The sequence below is a fragment of the Bernardetia sp. Wsw4-3y2 genome (assembly GCF_037126295.1).
In the GTDB taxonomy this organism is placed as follows: Bacteria; Bacteroidota; Bacteroidia; order Cytophagales; family Bernardetiaceae; genus Bernardetia.
The window spans coordinates 2,486,115-2,511,598 of the sequence record NZ_CP147017.1 but is presented as its reverse complement, the minus strand read 5'-3'; the positions used below and the strand labels follow the sequence as shown (position 1 = coordinate 2,511,598).

At 31.1% G+C, this 25,484-nt stretch carries 20 protein-coding genes; 9 read left to right on the top strand and 11 right to left on the bottom strand.

All coding sequences use genetic code 11. The features are described from left to right. Nucleotides 1–71 precede the first annotated feature (71 nt). Nucleotides 72–743 (bottom strand): hypothetical protein, encoded by a 672-nt coding sequence (locus V9L05_RS10205; RefSeq protein WP_338793349.1) that lies wholly within the window; start codon nt 741–743, stop codon nt 72–74. Between the two features lie 457 nt (nt 744–1,200). On the opposite strand from V9L05_RS10205, the gene rfaD reads away from it, so the two are divergent. Then, a complete protein-coding gene (rfaD, locus tag V9L05_RS10200) occupies nt 1,201–2,166 on the top strand; it encodes an ADP-glyceromanno-heptose 6-epimerase (protein ID WP_338815390.1) in 966 nt (321 codons plus the stop codon). Between the two features lie 78 nt (nt 2,167–2,244). On the opposite strand, the gene V9L05_RS10195 is transcribed toward rfaD, so the two are convergent. From V9L05_RS10195 to V9L05_RS10180, 4 genes are all read right to left on the bottom strand, one after another. Further along, nucleotides 2,245–2,754 (bottom strand): Rod shape-determining protein MreD, encoded by a 510-nt coding sequence (locus V9L05_RS10195; RefSeq protein WP_338793351.1) that lies wholly within the window; start codon nt 2,752–2,754, stop codon nt 2,245–2,247. 15 nt (nt 2,755–2,769) lie between these two features. Next, complete coding sequence (gene mreC / locus V9L05_RS10190) at nt 2,770–3,573, bottom strand: rod shape-determining protein MreC (protein WP_338793352.1); 804 nt, start codon at nt 3,571–3,573, stop codon at nt 2,770–2,772. Between the two features lie 227 nt (nt 3,574–3,800). Continuing rightward, nucleotides 3,801–4,820 carry a rod shape-determining protein gene (locus V9L05_RS10185; protein WP_338793353.1) on the bottom strand — a complete coding sequence of 340 codons (1,020 nt, stop codon included), beginning with the start codon at nt 4,818–4,820 and terminating at the stop codon, nt 3,801–3,803. 576 nt (nt 4,821–5,396) lie between these two features. Next, a complete protein-coding gene (locus tag V9L05_RS10180; RefSeq protein ID WP_338815389.1) occupies nt 5,397–5,954 on the bottom strand; it encodes a hypothetical protein in 558 nt (185 codons plus the stop codon). 403 nt (nt 5,955–6,357) lie between these two features. Here V9L05_RS10180 and V9L05_RS10175 point away from each other — a divergent pair, with 403 nt between their 5' ends. From V9L05_RS10175 to V9L05_RS10160, 4 genes are all read left to right on the top strand, one after another. Then, complete coding sequence (locus V9L05_RS10175; protein WP_338793355.1) at nt 6,358–6,990, top strand: TetR/AcrR family transcriptional regulator; 633 nt, start codon at nt 6,358–6,360, stop codon at nt 6,988–6,990. Between the two features lie 211 nt (nt 6,991–7,201). After that, nucleotides 7,202–8,101 (top strand): SDR family oxidoreductase, encoded by a 900-nt coding sequence (locus tag V9L05_RS10170; protein WP_338793356.1) that lies wholly within the window; start codon nt 7,202–7,204, stop codon nt 8,099–8,101. A 236-nt stretch (nt 8,102–8,337) separates the two neighbouring features. Continuing rightward, nucleotides 8,338–10,212, top strand: a complete 1,875-nt coding sequence (locus V9L05_RS10165; RefSeq protein WP_338815388.1) for a SpoIIE family protein phosphatase — start codon at nt 8,338–8,340, stop codon at nt 10,210–10,212. 32 nt (nt 10,213–10,244) lie between these two features. Beyond that, nucleotides 10,245–11,366 (top strand): endonuclease/exonuclease/phosphatase family protein, encoded by a 1,122-nt coding sequence (locus tag V9L05_RS10160; RefSeq protein ID WP_338815387.1) that lies wholly within the window; start codon nt 10,245–10,247, stop codon nt 11,364–11,366. A gap of 88 nt (nt 11,367–11,454) precedes the next feature. Here V9L05_RS10160 and V9L05_RS10155 read toward each other — a convergent pair whose 3' ends face one another. Next, nucleotides 11,455–12,060, bottom strand: coding sequence for a hypothetical protein (locus V9L05_RS10155; RefSeq protein WP_338815386.1), 606 nt, complete (start codon nt 12,058–12,060; stop codon nt 11,455–11,457). A gap of 231 nt (nt 12,061–12,291) precedes the next feature. On the opposite strand from V9L05_RS10155, the gene V9L05_RS10150 reads away from it, so the two are divergent. Beyond that, a complete protein-coding gene (locus tag V9L05_RS10150) occupies nt 12,292–12,504 on the top strand; it encodes a hypothetical protein (protein ID WP_338793360.1) in 213 nt (70 codons plus the stop codon). Between the two features lie 15 nt (nt 12,505–12,519). Here the strand turns inward: V9L05_RS10150 and V9L05_RS10145 are convergent, their stop codons facing one another. The 4 genes from V9L05_RS10145 to recA all read right to left on the bottom strand — a co-directional run bounded on the left by V9L05_RS10145 (nt 12,520) and on the right by recA (nt 19,122). Beyond that, nucleotides 12,520–14,148, bottom strand: a complete 1,629-nt coding sequence (locus tag V9L05_RS10145; RefSeq protein WP_338815385.1) for a hypothetical protein — start codon at nt 14,146–14,148, stop codon at nt 12,520–12,522. Between the two features lie 200 nt (nt 14,149–14,348). Then, complete coding sequence (locus V9L05_RS10140; protein ID WP_338815384.1) at nt 14,349–16,448, bottom strand: alkaline phosphatase D family protein; 2,100 nt, start codon at nt 16,446–16,448, stop codon at nt 14,349–14,351. Between the two features lie 286 nt (nt 16,449–16,734). Next, the gene (locus V9L05_RS10135; RefSeq protein ID WP_338815383.1) at nt 16,735–17,748 is read right to left on the bottom strand and encodes a methyltransferase; all 1,014 of its coding nucleotides are present in this window, start codon (nt 17,746–17,748) and stop codon (nt 16,735–16,737) included. Between the two features lie 219 nt (nt 17,749–17,967). After that, nucleotides 17,968–19,122 (bottom strand): recombinase RecA, encoded by a 1,155-nt coding sequence (gene recA, locus V9L05_RS10130; RefSeq protein ID WP_338793364.1) that lies wholly within the window; start codon nt 19,120–19,122, stop codon nt 17,968–17,970. Nucleotides 19,123–19,916: 794 nt separating this feature from the next. On the opposite strand from recA, the gene hflX reads away from it, so the two are divergent. Continuing rightward, nucleotides 19,917–21,170: a GTPase HflX gene (gene hflX / locus V9L05_RS10125; protein WP_338793365.1), complete on the top strand. Its 1,254-nt coding sequence runs from the start codon at nt 19,917–19,919 to the stop codon at nt 21,168–21,170. 66 nt (nt 21,171–21,236) lie between these two features. On the opposite strand, the gene V9L05_RS10120 is transcribed toward hflX, so the two are convergent. Then, nucleotides 21,237–23,066, bottom strand: a complete 1,830-nt coding sequence (locus V9L05_RS10120) for an ABC transporter ATP-binding protein (RefSeq protein ID WP_338815382.1) — start codon at nt 23,064–23,066, stop codon at nt 21,237–21,239. 378 nt (nt 23,067–23,444) lie between these two features. On the opposite strand from V9L05_RS10120, the gene V9L05_RS10115 reads away from it, so the two are divergent. Both V9L05_RS10115 and V9L05_RS10110 read left to right on the top strand, forming a co-directional pair. Beyond that, nucleotides 23,445–24,515, top strand: coding sequence for an FAD:protein FMN transferase (locus V9L05_RS10115; RefSeq protein ID WP_338793367.1), 1,071 nt, complete (start codon nt 23,445–23,447; stop codon nt 24,513–24,515). A gap of 373 nt (nt 24,516–24,888) precedes the next feature. Continuing rightward, complete coding sequence (locus tag V9L05_RS10110) at nt 24,889–25,344, top strand: hypothetical protein (RefSeq protein ID WP_338815381.1); 456 nt, start codon at nt 24,889–24,891, stop codon at nt 25,342–25,344. The last annotated feature ends 140 nt before the right edge of the window (nt 25,345–25,484 follow it).

Here is a 25,484-nt window from a genome sequence, read left to right as displayed (position 1 = left end):
AGTCATTTACAATTTAAGTGTAAATGACTTTTGTATTTAATGTTGTTTTAGAAAAATTAGATTTATAACTTTTAAGAAGCATATCTAATAGTTGCTTTATAATTTCCTGTTAAATCACAGCCTTTCATATCAAGTTCTATCATTCCTGTTCCAAAAAACAAATAGGTTTTTTTTCTCCAAGAACCATCTTTTTTCTCCATAAACAGTGTAATTTCTACCTGTCCACCACTTGGAGAATAAACATATCCTTTTTCTGCTGTCGCACCTGTATCATTTCCTTCACAAGGCAATTTATCAACCTTAAAAACTTTAAATAAAGGAGTTTGATCTTTCTTTTTATGTATTTCTTCTATTTTATAGGTATCAGGAAAAGAACAAGTTCCATCATCTTGAAAACAAGCAAAAGCATAAAAATTTCCTGTGTAATTACAATCAGAAAGTTTTAATTCAATAAAACCAGCTCCTTGTCTTGTATATTCTTTTTTCTCCCAATATCCAGATTTTGTTTGTACAAAAATAGCTACAACTACCCAATCTGTAGAACGGGTGCTAACATAACCTCTATCAAAGCTACAACCTCCTTGTTTACAGCCATTTGGAGTGCTACGTTCAGTAAGTTTAAATTGAGGTTTTTCAGCTACTTCCACAATTCTATTTTCTGTATTTACAGATAAGTCTGAAGCAGAGAGCAGGAAAAAATTCCAATTAAAAATTAAAAATAATGAGTAAAAAAACAGTTGCATACGTAAGTAATATTTGTGATAAAGTCTTGGTTTTCAATTCAAAAATACATCAAAAATCAATACTTTACTAATAGCTCGTTAAAATTTTATAAAAGTATACTAAAATAATAGCTAGTTTAGAGTTTGTCTTATGAGTATTTTTGATTCAATGAAGTATCCTAGTATCAAAGTAGCAAACAGAGTACCTATTTTTTTTTCTAACATTGATTTTTATTTTCATTCGATGTATCTATGAAAATATTGGTTGTATGGCTTTCAAATTAGGTTTAATATTCTTATTTTTGGTATTTTTGACTTTCGTTTTTTCTTTTCCTTCAACTAATGCTAAAGATAATAAAAAACGAGTAATACATGAGTGATTATTTGTTGATTAACTCACTATAAATTGATAAAGATATTTTCAAATGGATACTCATTTTATTCTAATTATCCTACATACAAATAATATATAATACAAATGATTGTAGTAACAGGTGCAGCAGGTTTTATTGGTAGTGCATTAATTAGTCGTCTTTTAGAAGCTGGTCATAGTCGTATCATCGCTGTAGACGACTTTTCATTTATCGAAAAAAATAAAAATTTAGCAGAAAAGCAAATTACTGAGCGTGTAGAACGTGAAGAATTCTTTGATTGGCTCAAAAAAAATCACATCGACATAGAATTCATATTTCACATTGGTGCCCGTACAGATACTACCGAGTTTGATTATAGTATTTTTGAACATTTGAATGTAGAATATAGCAAAAAATTGTGGAATGCCTGTGTCGAATACTCAATTCCATTAGTATATGCTTCTTCGGCTGCAACCTACGGTGCAGGAGAATATGGCTATGAAGATGATGAAAGCCGAATTCCACTGCTAAAACCTCTTAATCCGTATGGAAAGTCAAAACAAGAGTTTGATATTTGGGCATTAGAACAAGACAAAACTCCTCCTTTTTGGGCAGGATTAAAGTTTTTTAATGTCTATGGTCCTAATGAGTTTCATAAAGGACGTATGGCTTCAGTTATTTTTCATACCTATCATCAGATTTTGAAAACAGGTGAAATGAAACTTTTCCGTTCTCATAATCCTAATTTTAAAGATGGTGAGCAACTTCGTGATTTTGTTTATGTAAAAGACTTGATAGAAGTATGTTTGTTTTTGATGAATGAGCAGCCCAAATCAAGTATTTATAATTTAGGAAGTGGCACTGCACGTACTTTTTTAGATTTGGTCAAAAACACATTTTATGCTCTTGATAAAACTCCCAAAATAGATTTTGTAGATACACCTGCTGATATTCGTGATAAATATCAATACTATACACAGGCTGATATGGAAAAATTAAAAAAAGCAGGCTATACTAAAGAATTTCATACCCTAGAAGAAGGTGTAGAAGATTATGTCAAGAATTATTTAATAGAAAACAAATATTACTAAGACTTGTTAGTTTTTCAATAAGCCAAAAACACCTAAAATAATGATTTCAGGTGTTTTTTTATGCTTTTATCTGTGAGTTTATTTACTTCTATAAAATAAAAATTGCCCAATTATAAGTACAAACAAACTCAAAACTGTACTTGCTAAAATTACGAAAAAATTAGAAAGCCAAAGCGAAAAATTGCTTCCTTGTATTAAGAACAAAATAGAATGATGAAGAAATAAAATAATTCCTGAATAGGTTACAAACCAGTTGAAACCTAGTTTTGAAAGAGTTGGATTTTCTATACCATCATAACCTCCACTAGGACGTATAAATTGAATAATAGAAGGGCGAATAAATGCAATAATGACCATTGTAGCAGCATGTACACCAGCAGTATCATAAAAAACATCTACAGCTAACCCCATTCCAAACCCTAAAAGTAAGAGTGTTGTAAGACTTATTTCAAGAGGAAGTAAAATTAAAAAACCTACATAAACAAAACAAAAAGCAGTATCAAAAAGAGCTACATTTCTGAAAAGTAACACTTGAAGAAGCCAATAAATAAAAAAACTTATAAATTGAGTAATTGTACTTGGATTCATTTTTTTCTCGTTTTTCTATTTCTCTATCGTAACTTGTTCTAAAGAATCAATTTCTGATTTATACTGGTTTTCTATCACATAAACATAAGAGAGTTTTGTAAAATCAGTAGCCAAACGTATATTTACTTCATTAAAATTGCCTTTTGCAGAAGTAAAATTAACCTCTTCTATATAACCAATTAAGAACTCTTTTGGATAAAAATTATTTTCTACACTCGTAACTACTGTATCACCTACTTTTATATCTTTTGCAGAAGTATATAAAAGATTTGAACTGCGATAATCTTTACCATCCCATTGTGTAGTAGCATTTACTCCATTGCGTTTTATCTGTGAAGCTATCTGATAATCAATATGTAAAATACTTCTTACTGTTGCATAATTACTAGAAACAGCTTCTATTTTTCCTGCAATTCCAGAGTCTGTAATCACTCCCATTCCTTTTTTGATTCCTTGTTTGCTTCCTTTGTTTATTGTCAGGAAATTTCGTTCTAATAAATAAGAATGCTTGATAACCTTAGCAGGAATAAGTTGGTACTCAGAAACAGATAAAAGTTGAAGTGAATCCAGACCTACAAACTTTTCAGACAATGAAAAAAGCCTCAAACTATCCTTTTGTTTTTGGGAAAGATTAGGATATGCTTTATCGAAAGCAATTGTGTCATTAACTTGATTTTTACGTATTTGTGAAGCTAAAAGAGAATGAAGTTTTGTATTTTCCTCTAAAAGTCGTTCGTTTTCATCTTTTAAGTTCCAACGAGTAGCTATCCAGTTTTGCATATCCAAACTTGTTCCAACGACAGAACTAGCTGATGTCAAGAAAACAATTCTTTGATAAGTATTGTGATTTATAATCAACCAAAAACAGATTGCTTCTAACAAAAGAAAAAGCAAAAAATTACGAAACCGATAAAGAAAATTAATTAATTCTTTCAATTTGTATAATTACATTTATTTTTTGGTGTAACTACGCTAAAACACCAACAAAGGCAGGATAAATTAAAATTTAATTCTAACTTCTAAAATCTGACTTCTAACTTTATATTTTAGTCTAATAAAACAGGTTTGAAACGAGTTACATCATTCAGAGCAATGCCAGTTCCACGTACTACTGCACGTAATGGGTCTTCTGCAATGTGAATAGGTAGTTTTGTTTTGAGAGAAAGTCGTTTGTCTAGTCCACGCAAAAGCGCACCACCACCTGTCAAATAAATTCCGTTTTCGTAAATATCGGCAGCTAATTCTGGAGGAGTAATCTCAAGAGCCTTCAAAACAGCTTCTTCAATTTTTGAAATAGATTTATCTAATGAAAAAGCAATTTCGCTATACGACACTTTTACTACTTTTGGAATACCTGTCATCAAATCTCTTCCACGCACTTCATAATCATCTGGTGCATTTTCAAGCTCAGACATGGCAGCTCCTACCTCAATTTTGATACGTTCAGCAGAGCGTTCTCCAATTAAAAGATTGTGCTGACGACGCATATAGTCTAAAATATCTTTATTAAATACATCTCCTGCTGTACGTATAGATTGGTCACAAACAATACCTGAAAGTGCAATAACAGCAATTTCGGTTGTTCCACCTCCTATATCTACAATCATTGAACCGACAGGCTGCTCAATATCGATACCGATACCAATAGCTGCTGCAATTGGTTCTTTTATCATATAGACTTGTTTTGCACCTGCTTGTTCAGCAGATTCTTTTACAGCACGTTTTTCTACTTCTGTAATGCCAGAAGGAATACAAATTACGATTCGATTGGAAAGATTAAAACGACTACGTTCTATCATCTTGATAAGCCCTTTTATCATTTGTTGAGCTGCATCAAAATCAGCAATTACACCATCACGAAGAGGACGAATAGTTCGAATATCTTCATGTGTTTTTTCGTGCATTTGCATGGCTTTTCTTCCGATAGCCATTACTTTTCCTGTACGTTTGTCAAGTGCAATAATAGAAGGTTCGTCCACGACGATTTTCCCTCTATGAATAATTAGTGTGTTAGCTGTGCCTAAGTCAATGGCAATATCGCTAGTAAATACGTCAAAGAAACCCATAAGAAAGAGTGAGTAGCAGGATTGTTTCTTTATTTTATTCACCTAAAAGAATTAAGCTGATAAAATAAATGGAAATTTTTTTATATTAAACTTACTTCAAAATAAAGCAAGAGAGAAATTCTAATTTAAATAACTAATCTCAACTTATAACTTATATCCAAGAACTAAAGTATTTTTTGTCCTTAAAGTTATAGTTTATGATTTATTTGTGTGTAGTTGATAGTTGTTGATTTTGAGAAATTTACCTTTAATATAATTTGAAATTAATAGCATTTCAGATTATTTACTAAACAATTCTTTATCTAAAAAAATGTTTTTCTACAAGGCAAAGGGAATATCTATAAAATCATGTGCAAAATTAGATAATTTAAACAGAAATCAAACCCATATTAAATTTATTTTGCATTTTTTTGAGTAAAACTAGTACACTACTTTACTAATTAAATCAAAATATGTACTAATTGGGAAAATTATTGTACTACAAAAAGAAACTAGTTTTTTTTCTTCTATTCTACTATTCTTAGTAGAACGCAAATTTTTCTCACTCTTGAATTTATGAAAAAATAAAACCTATATTTAGGCATTAGCTAAACGAGTGTAAAGAAAAAAGAGTAATGCAATTAATATAAAAACAAAAGGTGCAGCAGCCATTTGAATACCATTTCTCAATAAATAATGATAAAAGTAATGTGGATTTCCTGTTAATTGATCAAATAAAGAAAGTTCAGAATAAGCAAAATAAGCCATTATTAGTGCTAACAAACATAATCCAAGACCTGTAGAAAGCAAAGCGATTACTCCTACTGCTCTGCTCATTGCAGCTACAACTGCTCCCACTATTAGTCCTAACCCTATAAATGCAGAAACAAAAGTTAAGACTGCTAAGCGTTTTCCTCTATTTTTTTTAGATTTTTTTTGTTTTTTACTCTTCACTTGATTTTTTTCAGATATAAGCTCTTCTTTTTTGGTGGTATCATTTTCTACACGTAGTTTTTCAAAATCAATATTTTGTATTCTATCAGCCACTAAAAAAATAGTGTCTTTAGTTAAAATGCTATCAGAAACACTCTGCTCACTAGCAAAGACAGTCAAACTCATGGACTGAAAGACAAGCATAAAAAAGAAAACTTTCATAAAAAAGAATTAAGAAAAGAAGTAGAGAACATAAATTAAAGTGAAAAGAAAATTATACATAAACGACGTGTTTTTTTGTTAAAATGTAACAAGAGCTAAAAAATAATTTTAAGTAGCCATGAAGGATAATGCTCGCTGACACTTGGTCATTTTTATAGAAATAATTTGAATACTGGAAAAGTATAAATAACTCTAATCAGAGTACAAAAACATTCATAACCAATTGATAAAAAGCAACTTATAAACGTTAAATTCTAAATTATTTCTACTTTTTTTATGAAAAAATTTGCAAATTCAAACCTTTGTGCTACCTTTATGTTCATATAATGACTGTCGGTCATTTATGGGTTGAATATTCAATCAAAAATAATAGACACACAACTTAGTCAGAATTTAATTTTCAATGGGAATAGCAGAGCGAAAGGCAAGGGAACGAGTGCATAGAAGAAATGCAATCGTTGATGCAGCCGAAGATGTAATTTTCAAGCACGGTTTTTCTGTTGCAACAATGGCACAAGTAGCCAAAGCTGCCGAACTTAGCAAAGGAACTTTATACCTTTATTTTAAAAGCAAAGAAGAATTATATAGAGCTATCATTTTGAGAGGTTTTATAATTCTAAAAAAAATGCTTCGTGAAGCAACCAAAGAAGGAAGTTCAGGTTATGAAAAAGTCATTATTGTAGGAAAGACTTATGTAGAGTTTTCAGAAAAATATCCAAATTATTTTACAACTATTTTGGATTATCAGAATGACACATTCAACCTTGCTTCTGCTGAAGCTGAATCATTACAAGCCTTAGAAGAAGGAAATGCAGTGATTACAATTTTGGTAAAAGCACTTAAAGAAGGAGCGAAAGATGGAAGTATTGCCGAACAAGGCAATCCATTCGAAACTGCTTTCGTTCTTTGGAGTCAGTTTACAGGTCTTTTGCAGGTCATAAAGCGAAAAATAAATATCATTGAACATTATTTTTCTCTTACAAAAGAAGATTTGCTTACTACACATTGGAAAATGATAGAAAGAATGCTAAAATAAATTCAGAAATAACTAAGTCAATTTGTAAGAAGTAAGAAAGATAAAGTTTGAGAAGCTAAAATTATTTTTTGTTTTTTTACAACTTATTTCTAATAAACTCGTTTTATATAAATACTCTGCAAGCCGAGTAATTTTGAAACATAAAAAATATTCAACTAGTCAAAAAAGATTATAATAACAAAGAAATTCTAAACTAAACTTATCTACTATTATGTCAAGAATAACCAATAAAATCGTACTTATTACAGGAGGAGCAAGTGGAATCGGCAAAATTATGGGTCGTAAGTGTATGGAAGAAGGAGCTTCTGAGCTTGTAATTTGGGATATTAATCAAAAAGGGCTTGACGAAGTAGCTTTAGAATTTGGAAATAAAGGATATAAAGTTCATACTTATAAAGTTGATGTTTCTGATTTAGAAAGCATTCAAAATGCCGCTTCTAAAGTAGCAACTGAAGTAGGAACAATAGATATTTTATTCAATAATGCAGGAATTGTAGTAGGAAAGCATTTTGAAGACCATTCATATGAAGATATTGAAAAAACAGTTCGTATAAATGTTTTGGGCGTGATGCACATCGCTAGAGCATTTGTAGCTGGAATGATTAAAAAAGGAGCAGGACATATTATTAATATTTCTTCAGCTTCAGCTTTTACACCAAATCCTCGTATGTCTGTTTATGCAGGTAGTAAGTGGGCTGTTTTGGGTTGGTCTGAATCACTTCGTTTAGAGATGGAGCAAATCAATGAGAGTCAGAAAACAGATTTGCATGTCACAACGGTAATGCCTGGTTATATTGATACAGGAATGTTTAATGGAGCTTCTGCGCCTCTTCTTACACCACTTTTAATACCTGAAGAAATTGCATCAGATATTATTAAAGCTGTAAAAACAAATGAAATTTTGGTTCAAGAACCATTTATGGTAAAAGTAGTACCATTATTGCGTGGTGTATTACCAACACGAGTATACGATTTCCTTGCAGGAAATATTTTTAATGTATACAACTCAATGAGCAAATTTACTGGAAGAAATGAAGTTTCTTCTGGACAAAAACATTCAAAAGACTTGGGAAGCGCAACCCAAGAGCAGGAAATTCCTGCTATCAAATAGCGTAACACATAGAGTATTTTTCTTTTTTATTAAAGAATTTTCTCTATTGTTTGTGTTTGTGTGTTAGGTCGAAAACTCTTTCTCTCTGAGAAAGAGTTTTTTTTTAGTTTTTTAGATTCAATAAATTATGGTAAATTTCTGATTGATTATCATAATTAGAAAATATAATACAATACTTACTATTACTTTTAAGTAAAAAATAATTTTTGCTTTTTTCTTAAAGCTAATTTAGATAAATGGACTTTATCAAAAAAATTTGGCAAAAAGTTTCAGCTCTTGGCATAGATAATTCTATGGAGAGAACTGAACGAAAACGTGTGCGTATATTAAACCAAATAAATGTACTTCTTTTTTTAGAAGTGCCTCTATTTATGATAGTGCATCTTTTCACCAACAAATGGCTTTCACTTATCTTGCTTTTTATTGGAATTGGTTTCTTATCTAATTTACTCCTTAACAAGAACAAGAAATTTTCTATTGCTCGTACAGGTACTTTTTTTTGGTTTTGGATTACTGTTTCATTGTTTTGTGTATTTTTGGGTGAAAAGTCGGGTATTGTACACACTTTTTATCTATTAGCTTTACTTCCATTCGTTATTTATCCTATCACACAAAAAGCAAGAATAGCTATACTTGTTGTGATAGCACTTATTTCATTCTTTGGATTTTATGCTGTAAGGCTATTTTATGATTTAGAAAGGTTTGTAGTGTTGAGTGAAAACGAACAGAATTACTTATTTATTCCTGTTGTTTTTACAGTATTTACTGTACTTTGTGCATTGGTTGGAACATTTGCATTTCATAATCAAGAATCTGAAAAAGAATTATTACAAACTCTAAAAGAAACTGAGCAACTCAATACCATCACACAAGAACAAAATGAAGAACTTGCAACTACTGAAAAAGCACTTCAAGAAGCATTAAGACAAGTAGAAAAAGATAAAGAAGAAATAGTAGTAAAAAATAATGAGTTGCAGGCGCAAGAAGAAGAAATGAGGCAAACAGTCGAAGAACTGACAAGTGTAAATGAGCAAATGAAGCTACAAGAAGAAAAATTACGTGTACAAGTACAGGAAAATAAGTTGCAACTTTATCAAATTGAACAGCAAGAAGATTTAATGCGTAGCTCGTTCGAAGAATTACAAGAAAAAACAGAGCAAATGGAAGCACAGGAGGCAATTATGCAGCAAGCCATGATTGAAATGAATCGTATCAACGAAGAATTACAAGTCTCTGAACAACGTTTAGAAAAGGAAGTTGAGCGAAGAACAGCACAAATTGCATCACAAAATAAAGCCTTAGAACATTCTTATCTTGCTTTAGAGTCCAAAACACGTACATTACATCAAAGTATTAATTATGCAAAGCATATTCAAAATGCTATTTTGCCTCCCAAAATGATAGTCAAAGCTCTTTTTTCTGAATCGTTTGTTTTCTATAAGCCAAAAGATATAGTTTCAGGAGATTTTTATTGGGTAGATAGAAAGATAAATAGTGATGGTAATATGCGTATTGCTATTGCAGCCGTTGATTGTACAGGACACGGTGTACCAGGAGCAATTATGTCTATGATTGGATATAATCTGTTAAACCAATTTTCCAATCAAGCAACTTTAGAAGAACCTCACTTATTAGTGGAAAAACTACATAATGGAGTAATTCAGTCGCTTCAACAAGAACATACAGAAAATCGTGATGGAATGGATTTATCTATTTGTGTTTATGATTCTGAAAAACAAACAATTGATTTTGTAGGAGCTAAAAATCCTCTCATTTACATTCAAGATAATCAATTACAAGAAATAAAGGGAACAAATGCAAGTGTAGGAGGAGCTTTCTATAAACAGAAAAAAATACATTTTGAAAAACACACTATTGATGTAAGTAAACCCACAACCATTTATTTGTACTCTGATGGCTATCAAGATCAGTTTGGAGGAAAAAAGGGACGAAAATTTATGAAATCTAAATTCAAAAAATTACTTTTTGACAATCATCAAAAAACCATGGAAGAACAATCTAAACTATTTAGAACTACCTTTAACAAATGGAAAGAAGACGAAGACCAAGTAGATGATGTTTTGTTGATTGGTCTAAAAATTAACTCTTAAAAAATCAAATAATATCAAAACCATAAATTCCAATGCAAAAAACTTTCTTACTTTCTATAATCAGTTGTTTTATTTTGTTTTCTTGTTCGCCCTCTAAAAATGCAACAGAAAAAGAAAATACGGCTTTAGCAGATGAATTTAAGCCAAAAACAGAAGCTGATTCTGCCATCGAAGCTATCGAAAACATGCCTGCTTATAATCCAAATCCTTCTGTTCATACAGTTGCTTTTTACAATGTTGAAAATTTGTTTGATACAGAAGATGACCCAAATACTTTTGATGATGACTTCACTCCCAATGGAAAGCAGAAATGGACAACTGAACGCTATGAGCAAAAAATAAAAAAAATAGCTAAAGTAATCAGTATGATAGGCGATGAAGATGGAGCAGAAATCATTGGAGTTTGTGAAATAGAAAATGAAAAGATTTTGAAAGATTTAATCAATGATCCACTTTTGAAAAAATATGGTTATAATTATGTTCATTATGATTCGCCTGATGAAAGAGGAATTGATGTAGCACTTCTTTATAAAGAACCTGTTTTTAAGGTTACCTCTTCAAAAAACTATGAAGCCAAACTTCCTGATAATGATAAGACAAGAGATGTTTTGTTGGTTTCTGGAAAGTTAGAAGGTGAAGAGATTCATATTGTAGTAAATCATTGGTCTTCAAGAGGTGGAGGAGAAGAAAAAAGTCGTCCTAAACGTATGGTTTCTGCGCTTGTTGCTCGTCAGATTGTAGATGATTTGGAAGCAAAAAATCCGAATGCAAAAATCCTTTTAATGGGTGATTTTAATGATGAACCTTTCAATGAAAGTATAACAAAAGGCTTGCAAGCTATTGAATCACCAGATATTAAAGGAAAGCAGCTTTTCAATGTATTTGCTTCATTAGAAAAAGAAGGAAAAGGAACATACAACTACAAAGGAGACTGGAATATGCTTGATCAAATTATTATCAATAAAGGATTTTTTGTAGCCAATAATAATGCAAAAGGCTGGCATTATCTTGATGGAAATATTTATGACCAAGAATTTTTGAAAGAAACATCAGGAAAATATAAAGGAAATCCGTTCAGAATGTATGTAGGAACAAAGTTTTTGGGTGGTTATAGCGACCATTTTCCTATTTACGTGCATTTGGAAAGACAATAAAGATATAGGTTAAACGATTTTTTGAAAAAGTGTGATTAAAATTCTATTCTAATCACACTTTTTTATTAGTTTTATTTTCAAGTAAAGCTCATTTAGTATGAATTTCAAAAGTAGCTTGAATAGGACTGCCTTTTTTGGTTGTTCCTACAATACTTCCTCTTGTATACCCTTTTTCTTCATCAAAAATATCAATCGTTAGTGTACCTCTTTCTAAAGAACCTTCAATATTTGCTAATCCATTATTATAATAAAGAGTCACAGTTGCAGAACGTTCAGGAGTTGACATAATTGGAAAACTCCCTTTATTATCTCCTATGGCAGTAATAACTAGATTTGTATTCGTATTTCGATAATTAGCAACCATAATATTGACTGTTTTCAAATTTTCATCATAATCCACTACGTTTTCGCTACGAAGGGTTTCAAAAATATAATCTTGTTCTGCAAAATCTTCATCATCAATTTTTACATTTACGATTCCTCCTTGTAGTTCTTCTTGCAAATCTTCATATTTCATTTTTTTGATTTCCTCATTAGTTATTTTACTAGGTTTACTAAGAAGTTCATTTGTAGTCGTTTGGTTGTCCTCTTTTACCACAAACGTATCTGTGTTTTCTTTTTCAATATTGGAAGATGTACAGGCTGAAAATAAAGTAAAAGCAAAGAAAATAAAGACAAAAAAAATATTTTTCATTAGTGCTTAGGTTTTAGTAGAAAATTCTTAAATTGAAGTTGTTTAAGAATACTCATTTTTCCTTAGAACTGAGTTTGCAAACCTAGTTCTAAGGAAAAATAATAAAGCCTTTGTTGGTGTTTTAGCGTAGCGACACCAACAAATATATCCACAAATCCCATTCTTAAACAACTTCATTGTAAAAAAACAATAATTTTATATTCAAATCAAATTTACATAAAAATATCAATTATGAACAAAAAATGGGAATATGCTACTTTAGAATGGCTTTGGGACTCGCATAGTCTACGTTGTAATTTACCAAATGGAAGTGAAGAAAAAAGTACAGGTTCATATGCAGAAGTTGTTCAAACACTTTCTCAACTAGGAACACAAGGTTGGGAAGTGGCAAGCTGTGCAGCTCAAACAAACTGGCTTTTTTGGACACTAAAACGAGAAATTTGAATCTTTTTTATTATTTTAAGGCAACATAGAAGTAATAAGACCACTTCGAATAGTTCGCCAAACATATCTTAATAAACTATCATTGTATTCTCTTTGATATTTTATTTCGCCTTCTTTTCCTTCGACATCTTTGTCTACAACTGTATTTAAAAGTCCACTTAAAAATTTACGTTTTTTATCCGAATTTTTCTTTAATAAAGTTACTTCTAAATCATTATAAGTAATGCGAAAAGTTCCTGTTGCATATCCATCTCTAATTTTGGCATCAAACTCTGCTCTTTTTATGACTCCTTTATTGGCCTCAAAACGAGTGATGGGAGAAAGCATTTTATTGAGTGATGGAATTTGAATTTCTGTACAAAATCCATTGATATTTCCTTCAAATGTCTCTGTATTAAGTGGCATTTCCATGGCAATCTCAATTCTGCTTTCTTTCATAAAATACATATCTGCTTTTATTTTGGCAGGTTTAGACTCTTCAAAGTTATGAAAGTTGAGAGCTGTCATATTCAAACTATCAAAGGCAAGGCTTCCTATTCCATCCAATCCTTCAGCACGCTCTGAATATACAATATTTCCTTTTTCTATTTGCAAAGTATCTATTGCCAAACCAATTTTCCATTCATAAGGCATTTTTTTCTCACTAGGTTTTCCATGTCTATTTCTATCTTTCAAAATAGAAATATCAGGATTAAAAACTAGAATTTTGTCAGCTTTTATGAGTTGTCTTTGTAGTGCTTGCCAATCTAAATTATGCGCTTCTAACTGTTGCGCTTTTATCTCTCGTTTTTCATCTAAATCTTGAGATAACTGCACATTTTTTACTTTTACAAGGTTATTTTCATAGTTTATTTCTCCTATTTTAAAATTTGTACCATTTTGGTGTGCCATTGAATAATTATCAATCAATAGTTTAGCATTAGAAAAACGCAAAACATCTACATAAGAAGTATCAAAACTGACAGTATTCAATGTTCCATTTAGCGTATCAACCATTTGTACAAAATCAGCCGTTTTATGATTTAACTGTTCAAAAGAAACTTGGACTTTTTCTGAGCTAAAACGAAATGTAGGAGGTTTGAGCCATCTAGCATCATCTATTTCTAAGTCTAATTTTTTGAGTTCTATAATTGAATTTGAATTATACTGATAACGTCCTGTTAGATTTTGTATTTCCAAAACTCCTACTGAAAGAGGTGCAACTACAAAATTAGCTACTGTATCAGCAGCACCAGAAACACCTTGTGTAGAATCAGCAACATACTTTATTTCAATAACAGGATTTTGAAGTGTAACTCTATCGGCATGCCATTCTCCTTTCGAAATATATTTCCAAAGACTTGCCCCTTTAAAGACTACTTTCTCTACATCGATTTTTGCCTTTGGTTTCCCTTTCTCTTCTGCTGAAACACTATCTGTTCTAACTTTAATTTTTTCTAAGGTTACTTTTGTAGGTAGTAATTGGACATGAACATCATCTATTTCTATTCTGTAAGGAGATTTTTTATTTTCATTAATAGAAGTAGTAATTTGATTTTTTAAGTAGTTATCTAAATAATTGACAGCTACAAAACCTCCCACAACAAGCACTAGAATAATGCTTCCTACAATGATAAGGAATTTTTTAGATATAATATTTTTCATAAAACAGATAGAATTTTGAGATAGGTATAAAAATAGAGTTTAAAAAATAGGCTTTATAATGAGCCTGCAAAAATAAGAACGTTAAACAAAAGGCAAAGTTTTTTTTCATACAAAAATAAAGTAAAATAAAACAGAAAAACACAAAAAACACTTCCTTTTTAAAGAAAAAAGAAGTGTTCAATTAAAATAAATCATTTTTTTTATTTCTCTACTACAACTCTACGGCTAATCTGTCCTTTTGGTGTTTCGAATTGAAGAATATAAACACCTACTGAAAGGTCTTTTACAGAAAAATGAAGAGCAAAATTTCCACTCACATTTTTTTGTTCATTGATTACTCTTATAGTTTTTCCTTGAGAATCAATAAGTTTGATTTTGACATTCATTGGACGAGCAACTGCATAATTTACAAGTGCAATTGTAGAAGAAGGATTTGGATACAAACTCAAAATTGCAATATCTGTAAACTCATTTTTTGTAGGAAAAAGACCTAAAACTTCCTCCACATATTCAGGAACTTCATTTGGTGCTGCTGTTGCTTGTATAGATTTAGGCTCAGTCTGTGCATCTGCTTTTGTTAGATGATTTCTTCCATCTGTTGTTAGCCAGCCTTCTGCAAAGTTCTCAATTTCAGAAGGTTCTAACACTTTATCTACAAAAAACCAATCTGCCTGAACAGCACTTTCTTTAATATCCAAAATAAAGTAACCATGTCTGTCCAAATCAACAAACTTCATGTGAGGATTTGGATTAATGCCTTCTAAAGGTGCAGGAAGAGGTTTGTTAATTTGGTATTCTAAAGCTGCTGAAGTAGCTGCACCTACATTTTCATCAAAATTAGCAGAAGCAATACTTGGAGTCGCAAACTCAACAGCTACAGAACCTTCACCAGTTGAAGCATTATAAGTAGGAGTTGCCTCATCAAAGCCAAAAATAGATGGACGTTTTGCAACATCAAAGGCAAAAGTAGAATGAAAATCACCTGTCAGCCAAACTATATTGTCGATAGAGTTACCTGACATAAAATCAATAATATTATCTCTTTCTATTGGATAACCATCCCAAATATCTGTAAATGTACTTTCTACTTGTGCAGGTGTTTGAGGAGGAGTAAGCGCAGCAGCAGCCCATCCGACATTAAACTCCGAAAAAATAACTTGGTTTCCGATTACTTTCCATTTTGCAGTAGAGTTACCTAGTTTATCCAAAAACCATTCTTTTTGAGTTTGTCCCAACAGTGTACGGTTTGGTGCATACATAAGTGGATTTGTAACATCATTAATTTGCTCATCACGCCCTTCGATACGAGTATCAATCATAATCAAATCCATTAGGTTTCCATAATTGATAACACGATAGATTCCTGTATTTTGCGTTCGGATGGGCATCCATTCATCATATACTTTTTTAGAAATTGCTTTTCTATCTGCCCAACTTCCTTCTGTCGAATCAGTATGATTTTGCGCTCCATCTTTGTAAGAATCATTTGCAAATTCATGGTCATCCCAAATAGTAATGAAAGGATGTTGTTGATGCGCTCTTCGAAGATTATGGTCTAAACGATACAATGAATAACGAGTACGATAATCTGCAACAGTCAAAATTTCTGTTTCTGGTTGATGTGAACGTTCGATAAGGTTTGCGCCATACGCTCCTTTTCCATACTCATAAATATAGTCTCCCAAATGAACAACAGCATCAAGGTCATTTCGGTCTGCAATTCTTCCAAAGGCATTGAAATAACCAGCTTCATAATTTTGACAAGAAACAACAGCAAATTTTAAATGTTCTGCATTGGTTTCATTAGGAGCTGTCTTGGTACGACCAATAAGTGAATTTGCTTCCAAAGCAGAAAAGTAATAATAATAAGTTGTATTTGGCTGTAAACCAACTACATCAATCTTGACTGTAAAATCTCTATCTGCATTTGTAGTAAACTCTCCTTCTGCAACTACATTTTTAAGCTCAACATCAGAAGTTAGATACCATTTTACAGGAATATCACTTGTTTGTGTTTCTGTATCTGGTGTTACTCGTGTCCAAATAATTACTCGGTCAGAAAGAGGATCACCAGAAGCAATCCCATGATAAAATGGTTTTAGACGCTCTTCGAAAGGTAAGCCATCTTGAACATCATTTTGAGAACTAATCTTGGATATTTTTCTTTTGAGAGAAATAGGAGCAGGTTGTGCTGTCGGACTGACTATCTTTGTGATTGTGCCAGTATCTTGTCCAAATACTGGTAAACTATTTACCGAAAAAGCAATACAATACAAGATAAATAAAGTAGTTTTTTTCATTGCGAAACAATTTTGAATTATTTTAGTGATGGATTTTTAAAATACTTCGCAAGTTGAATTTATAAATTTACTTTATCATTAGTTTTATATGAATTTTCTTTGAATCACTATTAAGGATGTAAACTTGTTTTGCACGATAAGCCATGTCATAAAAGATAAAATTTGATACAAAAAAGACCTTCCAATAAATTAGAAAGTCTTTTTTATGAGAATAATCTATAAGTTACTATGCTATATCTGATACTTTAAAAGTATATTAATAATTAAACTTTTCACTTTTTATAATTTACACAGGAACTGCTTCAATAATACTTAAAGGACTTTGAGTTGGATAAACATTGTTTATTTTAAAACCTGCTTTTTCTAACAACTCTTCAAACTCTTGTTTTGTACGTTCTTTTGCTCCTAGAAGCAATAACATAACAATATCTAAAGATTTTTCAAATATTTGAGGTTGATCTTCTTTTATCAAAATATCCATAATCAATAAATGTCCATTCGATGAAATTGCTTCTCTACATTTTTTGAGAATTTTGATACAATCTTCATCATTCCAGTTATGTAACACATATTTTATTACATAACAATCTATGTTAGCAGGAATAGATTTAAAAAAATCACCTTCTACATATTCTAAAACTTCTTCTCTATCATTTGCTTTAGCTTGAGCAATGGCATGAGGCAAATCGAATAAAATAGGTTTAATATGTGGATAATTTTGTTTTATTACCTTTAATAATTGTCCTTCTGCTCCTCCTAAATCCACAACACTTTTACAATTACTAAAATCGTAAGCATTAACCAAAGGTTTGTCAAAAGAGTATGAAAAACTAGACATAGCCTGACTAAATACCTTTCCATCTTTGGGACTATCTTTTTTAAAATATTCAAATAAATTTTCGAATCCCATAGCTTTTTCAGAAGCTGAATTGCCTGTATTGATAGAATGTTCTAGATTATTAAATATCTTCCACATCCATGGGCTTCCCATCATCCGTGCAAAATTTCGTTGAGAACCATCTGTTTCTTCCTGCAAAAAATAAGAAACATCATTGTTGGAAACCATTTTGTTGTCATCAAGTTCAAAAATTCCTTGTATAGCCAAAACTCTGATTAAACGATATAAAGCATTTTCATTTAATTGTAGTTCTTTACTTATTTGAGCAATAGATTTTGCCTCATTACCAACTATATCAGCAATGCCTAACTCAGCTGCTATACTTAAACATCTTGAAGACACCATTTGTGTCATGATTTCACGCATTTGATTAGGTGGTTTTTTATGAACTTTATTTTGCATATATAATTTATTAAGATGGATTAATTAATATTTGAATATAAACTGTTTCGTGGAACAAATTACAAATTATATTTTGCAATGTAGAGTTACACTAAAAATAAATTATGTTTATTTATTCGAATGACAAAAATAAAAAAGACCTTCCACAAGGCAGAAGGTCTTTTGATATATCAAACAAATAGATGAAGTAAATCCATTTTTAAACGAACTATAAACAGATTATTCTCCGTCTTCTAATTCTTCGTCTTCAAAGACAAAATCTTCGTCGTTGTCTTCTTCCTCATTTTCAGCGTCAGCAGTTGCAGCAATTGCTTTTTCTGCTTTTTTGCCTTTAGATTTAGAAGATTTTCCATCTTTTTCAGCTAAATTAGCTGCCTTATCTAGTTCACGAAGTTGTCCTTCAAGATCTGCCATTAGCACCTCATCTTCTTCGATAAGAGCTTTTACAGAATCACGACCTTGTCCGAGTTTGTTATCTCCATAAGAGTACCAAGAACCTGATTTTTTCACAATATCTAAATCAACGGCTAAATCCAAGATTTCGCCAGCTTTAGAAATTCCTCTTCCATACATAATATCAAACTCAACTTGTTTGAATGGAGGAGCTAATTTATTCTTTTTGACACTCACACGAGTACGGTTACCTGTGATTTTGTCTCCGTCTTTAATTGCTCCAATACGACGAATATCCAAACGAACAGAAGAATAAAATTTAAGTGCATTACCACCTGTTGTTGTTTCAGGACTTCCGAACATAACACCAATTTTATCACGAAGTTGGTTAATAAAAATACAAGTACATTGTGTTTTGCTAATTACACCTGTTAGTTTACGAAGTGCTTGAGACATCAAACGTGCTTGAAGACCCATTTTCGAATCTCCCATATCACCTTCTAATTCTGCTTTTGGTACAAGAGCAGCCACAGAGTCAATTACTACAATATCAATGGCAGTTGAACGAATAAGCTGTTCAGCAATTTCTAATGCCTGCTCTCCATTATCAGGTTGAGAGATAAGAAGGTTGTCCAAATCTACACCTAAATTTTGAGCATATTGTCTATCAAAAGCGTGTTCTGCGTCAATAAAGGCAGCCAAACCACCTTGTTTTTGAGCTTCTGCAATAGCGTGTAGTGTAAGGGTAGTTTTACCTGAAGATTCTGGTCCATAAATTTCTACTACTCTACCACGAGGTAATCCTCCAATTCCTAAAGCAATATCAAGTCCTAGTGAACCTGTTGAGATGCTTGGAATATCTACTACATTATCATCAGTCAATTTCATGACTGTTCCTTTTCCGTATGTTTTGTCTAGTTTAGCTAAAGTTACTTTTAGTGCCTCTAGTTTCTTTTTTTGGTCGTCGGCTCCTTTTGCCATAATTGAAATATATATAAGAGTGATAAATTATTTACTAAATTATTTTTCCTTTTAAGGATATTACAAAATTAACGTCGTAGAACGTAAGCGATTTACGTAGTAAAGATTATTTTCTAAAAAAAAGCTAATTTTTCACTATTTTAAAAATCAAAATTTTATTTTGTCCTTTTAGGATATTACAAAATTAAGAGCGCAGAACGTAAGCGATTTACGTAGTAAAAAATAATTTGAAGTTTTTTTGACTTTTTTCTAAATTATTTTTCTTGCCTTGTTTTTGCTTCCTTTGCTTTTAAGGATACTACAAAATTAAGAGCGCAGAACGTAAGCGATATACGTAGTAAAAAATAATTTCAGATTATTAAACGTTATCACGATTAATTGTCTTATTTGTGTTTAGCTTCACTCAAGACTACGTCGTTTATTTAAAAGAACTAAATCTGGTTCAATCAGTTAAAGTAATTGAATTTACATTTGTTTGTTGGGTCACTATACTAAAACAAAGGCTGTGTGTTTTCCATAAAATAGGATTTGCAAACTTTACTTTATGGAAAAGGAAATTTATACAGAATACTATTTCTCTATTTGTTAAATAAATAGTTTAGATCTAAAAGACAATACTGAACGAATTTTATGCATCGTATGTTCTGAATAGCTAATCTCTTTTAGTTATTAGTTTAGAGAGTTAAAAGTTAGTCTATCAAAAAATGTAAAAGCAAACAAAATTTAAAAATTTCAAGTTTCATATTCAATAAAATCAATACAGAAAACATTTATATCTTTACATAAAAAAATATATGTTAGAAACCGAAAATATAAAACCCGAAACAGCCGTTTTGGTAGGAATTGTAAACCAGACACAAAACTCACAAAAATCACAAGAATATTTAGATGAATTAGAATTTTTGGCAGAAACGCTTGGCATTCAGTGTGTAAAACGTTTTACACAACAATTAGATACGCCCGACACAACTACTTTTGTAAGAAGTGGAAAAATAGAAGAAATCAGAGAATATATGGAATCAAAAGAAATTGATACTGTTATTTTTGATGATGAGCTTTCACCTCGCCACGTTCGAAATATAGGTAGGGAATTCGAAAACAAACAAGTCTTTGATAGAAGTACACTTATTTTAGAGATTTTTAAACACAGAGCACAAACGTCACAGGCAAGTACACAAGTAGAACTAGCTCGTTATCAATATCTTTTACCACGTCTTACTAATATGTGGACTCACCTTTCTCGTCAGCGTGGTGGTGTAGGACAGCGTGGAGCAGGTGAAAAAGAGATTGAAACTGACCGTCGTATTGTTAGAGATAGAATTACGCTTTTGAAAGAGCGATTAAAGAAAATTGAAAAGCAAGATGAAACACGCCGCAAACAGCGTCATAAAGTAGTTCGTGTTTCTTTAGTAGGTTACACCAATGTTGGAAAATCTACATTGATGCAGATTCTTAGTGGTTCTGATGTTTTTGCTGAAAACAAACTTTTTGCTACCGTAGATTCTACAGTACGTAAAGTTTTTTGGCAAGGAATTCCATTCTTACTTTCTGATACAGTTGGTTTTATCAGAAAACTACCAACTATGCTTATCGAAAGTTTCAAATCTACTTTGAAGGAAATTGTAGAGGCTGATGTTCTGATTCATGTAGTTGATATTTCGCACCCTGCTTTCGAAGAGCATATAAAAGTAGTTCAGGAAACGCTCAAAGAATTAGGAGCATCAGACAAACCGACACTTTTAGTATTTAATAAAATTGATGCTTATACGAATGATGTTCAGGTAGGTCAGAATTATTTGGTTTGTCCTCCAACTTTGGAAGAACTCAAAGATTCTTATTTGGGAAGTGATACAAAAAATACTGTTTTTGTTTCAGCAGTCAAAAATCAGAATATTGAAGAGCTAAAAGAAAAATTAATCGAACTAATTGCAGCTCGTCATTTTCAGATTTATCCGAATTATGTGCGTCCAGATTATTATGCCCAAGGTCAAGATTACAATCAAGAAGATTATGGAATAATAGAGGAACATAATGATGAAGAGGAATAACAAAAAAGTAAATGTCAGTTCAATCTTATAAGAATGAACTGACATTTTTTTTATCAAATAAAAAATCTAGCCTTTTTCAGCCTGCAAAAACTGCATTTCATAAAGTGTGTTATAATATCCACCCAGTTTTAAAAGTTCTTCATGTGAGCCACTTTCTTTTATCTCGCCTTTATCCAAAACCATAATTTTATCAGCCTTTTGGATAGTTGCTAATCTATGAGCAATTACGATAGCTGTTCTTCCTTCCATCATTTTATCAATTGCATTTTGAATTAATTCTTCTGTTTCAGAATCTACTGAAGAAGTCGCTTCATCAAGAATCAGTATTTGAGGATTATAAACCATTGCACGAACAAAGGAAATAAGCTGTCTTTGTCCTACTGAAAGTGTTGCTCCTCGTTCTTGTACATCATAATAAAAACCATTTGGAAGTTTTTCTATAAATTCTTTTGCTCCTACTAATTCGGCTGCTTGTTTTACTCTTTCTAAAGAAATATCTGGATTTCGTAATGTAATATTGTCTATGATAGTTCCTGAAAACAAAAAGACATCTTGTAAAACAACTCCAATATGCTGGCGTAAAGAATTCAAATTATAATCTTCTAAATTCTTATCATCAATAAAAATTTCTCCTTTCTGAATCTCATAAAATTTATTTAATAGATTAATAATAGAAGATTTTCCTGCTCCTGTTGCACCTACCATAGCAATGGTTTGACCTTGTTTTACTTCAAAAGAAATATTTTTCAATACCCATTCAGGTTTTGTTTCTACTTGAATATCTCCGTTTTCTGAATATTCTTTTTTGGTAGAATCCATATTATAGGCAAACCACACTTCCTCAAAACGAATATTTCCTTTTAAATTTTTGGCAAAATAAGTTCCGTTGTGTTGAATGGTACTATTGTCATCTAAAAGTTTCAGAATTCTGTCCGAACTCACAATTCCTAATTGCAGTGTATTAAAACGGTCTGCAATCATTCGAATAGGACGGAAAAACATAGCCAAAAATAAAATAAAAGCAATCAGAGTTCCAAGTTCAATACGCTCTCCCAAAACACTAGAAGCACCATACCAAACTACCAAGCCAGTTCCTGCTGCTCCCACAATTTCGGCAAGAGGAAAGTAAAGTGAGTAATACAAAACCGTTTTCACATTCGCTCTTCTATGTTCCTTATTAATAGCCTCAAACTTTTTGTGTTCTCGTTTTTCACTATTAAAAATCTGAACAATTGCCATTCCTGTTACGTGTTCTTGTACAAATGAATTGAGATTCGAAACAGCAGTACGAACATCATTAAAGGAATCTTTTACTTTTTCTTTAAAAATATATGTTCCAACTAACAGAAAAGGCAATACAGTAAGAGTAACCAAAGTCAGTTTCCAGTCTAGGTATAACATAGCAGCCAAAATAAAAATAAGCTGCAAAATATCTCCTAAAATATTGGCAATTCCTTGTGTAAAAATATTAGAAAGCGTTTCAATATCTGAAATATTACGAGTTACAAGCCTTCCGATAGGTGTTTTGTCATAAAAAGACAATTTCATTCCCATCAAATGATTATAGACTTGCATACGAATATCACGCACTACATTTTGCCCCAACCAACCCGAAAGGTAACTATGAATAAACTCAACACCCACTTGTACGACAGCTGAAACTAAGAGCAAAATAAGCATCAAATTTAAGCCTTGCCAGTTGTTTTGAAGGATATAATCATCAACTGTAAGTTTGATTAAATAAGGACGAATAGGGGCAATGATTCCTAACAAAACAGTTAGAAAAATAATAAAATAAAAACGTCCTTGATATGGTTTTACAAAAATGAAAACACGTTTGAGTATTTTCCAGTCAAATATTTCTCCTTTAGGAGTTGATTTTTCTAAATTTGCCATTTATATAATACAAAAAGTAGTGCAAGTAGTATAAAAGAAAGTCATCAGAATAATAAAAACATACTGCAAGTTAATCTAAAAATTTATTTAATTATTCATTAATAACTCAGACTTCACTACAACGCATGAGTATAGCAATAGGTTTTTTTAACAATTCTATAATTTAACAAACTCAAATGAGGTATCAAAAATTCTTTAGTCTCAGTAAAAATAAAACTAGTTTTTTGAATAAAAATTTTACTTAGTCAGACTAGAAAATCTGAAATATTTATTACTTATAACTTGAGTTAAGTTACACAAAATTACTAGACGAATAGTTTGTATTTTTGCTTACTGATTGATTCAACAACTAAAAATCTTAAAAAAATTAAAGGTAAAATGGAAAAGAAATATTATTATCGAAATGCAATTTATGGAGGTATACTTATTTTAATGATGTTTTTGGTGTACAAATTCCGAAATACAGAAAATATAAATAACCAACAAATCTACCAAGTATATGGAGAAACACAAGGCACAACCTATACTATAAAATACTTAGCTGAAAAAGGTAATAATTATCAGCTTGCCATTGATTCGGTTTTGGTTGCTTTTAGTCAGAGCCTTTCTACTTATATTCCTGATTCTGAGATTTCTATTTTTAATAACCTATCAACTATTGATAGTGTGGTAGTTTTTCAGAATGAGCTTTTTTATCCCGTCTTGAAGACTAGTAAAGAAATATTTGAGCTGAGTGAAGGAGCTTTTGACCCAACTCTTGCACCTGTAATTCGTGTTTGGGGATTTGGCGAAATAGAAGAACCTGAAAAAATTCCGTCTGATAAAATTGATTCCTTATTAGAATTTGTAGGTTTTGATAAATACATTGTTTTTGATAAAAAATCGCTCAAAAAAACTAAAAAACATATCCAACTTAATTTTAATGCCATTGCTCAAGGTTATGCAGTTGATGTAGTAGCTCTTTTCTTAGAGCAAAAAAACATCAAAAATTATATGGTAGAAATTGGTGGAGAACTCAGAGCCAATGGAAAAGGAACAGATAACACAGGATGGAAAATAGGAATTGATAAACCCATTGAAGAAGAAAAAGACAGTCAGAATACAGAAAGAGAACTTCAAGCAATAGTTACTTTGAATAACAAATCTCTTGTAACATCAGGAAATTATCGCAAATTTTATGTTAGAGAAGGTAAAAAATATCCCCATACTATCAATCCAAAAACGGGTTATCCTGTTTCTCATAATCTTTTAAGTGCAACTATTTTGGCTAATGATGCCATGACTGCTGATGCACTTGGTACAGCTTGTATGGTTTTGGGAAAAGATAAAGCTTTAGAAATGATAGAAAAATTAGAGAATACAGAAGTATTTTTGATTTATGATGAAAATGGAACTACCAAAACAGCTATGAGCAATGGATTCAAAAACCATATCGAAGAGTTAAAATAAAGATTAAGGTTTATTTTTTTTGTTTATCTTTAATGTTTCGTTAGAATTGAGTTTACAAACACAATTCATATAGAAAGGTAATACAGACTAGGGTCATGTTCTATTGTAACTATATCAACAAATGAAACCTATTTTTACACTACCTTCATCATTAGAATTATTTTGAAATTACTCTAAAGATGTTCTGATTTCTCTAAAAATTACTTCAAAATAAAATCGTTTTTGTATTTTGGCTAGTAAATTGAATTACAATAGGTTATACACTTTCATAAATTTGGACAAATATAGAGTTCTGATAGTTCTCTGTCTTTTTTCTTGTTGTGTTACTAAATTTATGTTTCTAATTTTATTCTAGTCCTATAAAAAAATAATTATGAAAATTTTCCTTTTTTTGTGCAGTTTGTTTGCCTTTATGGCTTTTAGTAGCTCTTCTGAAGCCTATGCTCAATGTGATGTAGATTCGATGGCTCAAGTAAAAATAATGAAAGATTTATCTAAAAACGGATATCGTCTTTCAAAGAGCTACCGTGTTCAGCGTACTTGTAGAGGTTGTAACAACTTTAGAAATTATACTGTCATTATGACTAAAGGAAATACCTATACACTTGTAGTATTGAGTAGTGAAGGTGGCGCAGAAAATATTATTGCTAATTTTAAAGAGCTTTCAGGTGCAGTTATCGCTTCTAATTATGATGATGGCTCAAAGAAGTTTTATACTTCTATTACCTTTCAATGCAATCGTACAGCTCCTTATTATCTCAATTTTCTTCCTAAAGATTCCAAAAGCTCATGTGGAATGGCATTTTTAGCATTTAAGATAACCAAATAAAAAAGCCTTTTTTGATTTAAACAACAAGCAAACCTAATTCTAAAACAGAATTAGGTTTTTTGTTATATAGAATTTGAAATTAAATGCTAAAAAAGTGAACAAAATTTATGTATTTTGCATAGTGAATAAACAATTAAAAA